The organism is Antrihabitans stalagmiti (genome assembly GCF_016482825.1).
In the GTDB taxonomy this organism is placed as follows: domain Bacteria; phylum Actinomycetota; class Actinomycetes; order Mycobacteriales; family Mycobacteriaceae; genus Antrihabitans; species Antrihabitans stalagmiti.
In genome coordinates this window covers 1-1,856 of sequence record NZ_JAEMNV010000035.1, presented here as the reverse complement: position 1 = coordinate 1,856, position 1,856 = coordinate 1, and the positions used below count along the sequence as shown (strand labels likewise).

Annotated in this window: 1 protein-coding gene; it reads left to right on the top strand. The window is 64.8% G+C overall.

The features are described from left to right. Positions 1 to 153: 153 nt before the first annotated feature. On the top strand, positions 154 to 1,856 hold a 1,703-nt coding region (locus tag JGU71_RS29565), incomplete at its 3' end, for a methyltransferase (protein ID WP_307830000.1).

Here is a 1,856-nt window from a genome sequence, read left to right as displayed (position 1 = left end):
GTGGCGCGGGGGTATTGGGGTCGGGCTGGGTTGACGGCGTCGCGGTTTGTTGCGGATCCGTGTGGTGGTGGTGGGCGGTTGTATCGGACTGGGGATGTGGTGCGGTGGCGTGGTGATGGGCAGTTGGAGTTTGTGGGTCGTGGTGATTCGCAGGTGAAGGTGCGTGGTTTTCGGGTGGAGTTGGGGGAGGTGGAGGCGGCGTTGGTTGCTGATGCTGCGGTGTCGCAGGCGGTGGTGGTGGTGCGTGAGGATGAGGGTGTGGGGGATCGTCGGTTGGTGGGGTATGTGGTTTTGGATCGTGAGGTGTCGTTGGTGCGGGAGGTGGTGCGGGAGCGGGAGTTGGTGGGTCAGTGGCAGCGGGTGTATGACGGGTTGTATTCCGGTGAGCAGGTGTATGCCTCTGATACCGAGGCTGATGTGGGTGTGGGTGTGGGTGGGTTGGGTGCGGATTTTGCGGGGTGGAATTCGAGTTATACGGGTGCGCCGATTCCTGTTGTGCAGATGCAGGATTGGCAGGATGCGACGGTAGCGCGGATCGAGGAGTTGGGGCCGCGGCGGGTGTTGGAGATCGGTGTGGGGTCGGGGTTGTTGTTGTCGCGGTTGGCGCCGCAGTGTGAGCAGTATTGGGCGACGGATTTTTCGGCGCCGACGGTGGAGGCGGTGCGGGCTGGTGTGGCGGGTCGGGTGTGGGCGGATCGGGTGCGGTTGCGGTGTCAGTCTGCTGATGTGGTGGAGGGGTTGCCGGTGGGCTTTTTCGACACGGTGGTGATCAATTCGGTGGTGCAGTATTTCCCGAATGCGGGGTATTTGTTGGATGTGCTCGAGGCGGTGGTGGGGTTGTTGGCGCCGGGTGGTGCGGTGTTCGTGGGGGATGTGCGGCATGTCGGGTTGTTGAGTGAGTTTGCGACGGGGGTGCAGTTGGCGGGGGCTGATGAGGCGTTGACGGTGGCGGGGTTGCGGGAGCGGGTGCGTCGGGAGGTGTTGGCGGAGCAGGAGTTGTTGATTGCTCCGGAGTTTTTTGTGGCGTTGCCGGGGCGGGTGTGTGGTGTGGGGTCGGTGGATGTGCAGCTCAAGCGGATGCGGTCGGTGAACGAGTTGAGTCGTTTCCGGTATGACGTGGTGTTGCGGACGGCGCCGGTGGTGGCGCGGTCGGTGGCGGGGGTGGAGTCGGTGGCGTGGTCGGAGTTGTCGGGGTTGGCAGGTTCGGCGGGGTTGGCGGGTGTGGCGGAGTTGTTGCGTGGTGGGGGTGTGGGTCGGGATGGGGTGCGGGTGTGTGGGGTTCCGCATGCGGGGTTGGTGGGTGAGGTGGCGGTGGTGGCTGCGGTGGCGGCTGCGAAGGGTCATGTTGCGGTGGCGGAGGTGGTCGACGGGGTGGCTGCTGCTGGTGTCGATACCGATGCCGATGCAGGTGGGGTGTTGCCGGTGGAGTGTGTGGAGTTGGGTCGGGGGTTGGGGTTCACGGTGGGGGTGAGTTGGTCGGGGGTATCGGGGGTGGCGGGGTTGATGGATGTGGTGTTCGTTGCTGGTGAGGTGGTGTTGTCGGATGTGTTCGTGCCGGCGGGTGTGGTGGGTCGGTTGTCGGAGTATGTGAATGATCCGGGTGCTGGTGATCGGGTGGAGGCGGTGCGGCGTGGTGTGGGGTTGCGGTTGCCGGAGTTCATGGTGCCTGCGGTGTTGGTGCGGTTGGATCGGTTGCCGGTGACGGTGAATGGGAAGGTGGATCGGGCGGGGTTGCCTGCGCCGGATTATGCGGTGGGGGCTGGGGTGTTTCGGGCGGCGAGTACGCCGGTGGAGGAGATTGTGGCGGGGTTGTTTGCGGAGGTGTTGGGTGTTGGGCAGGTCGGTGTCGATGACGA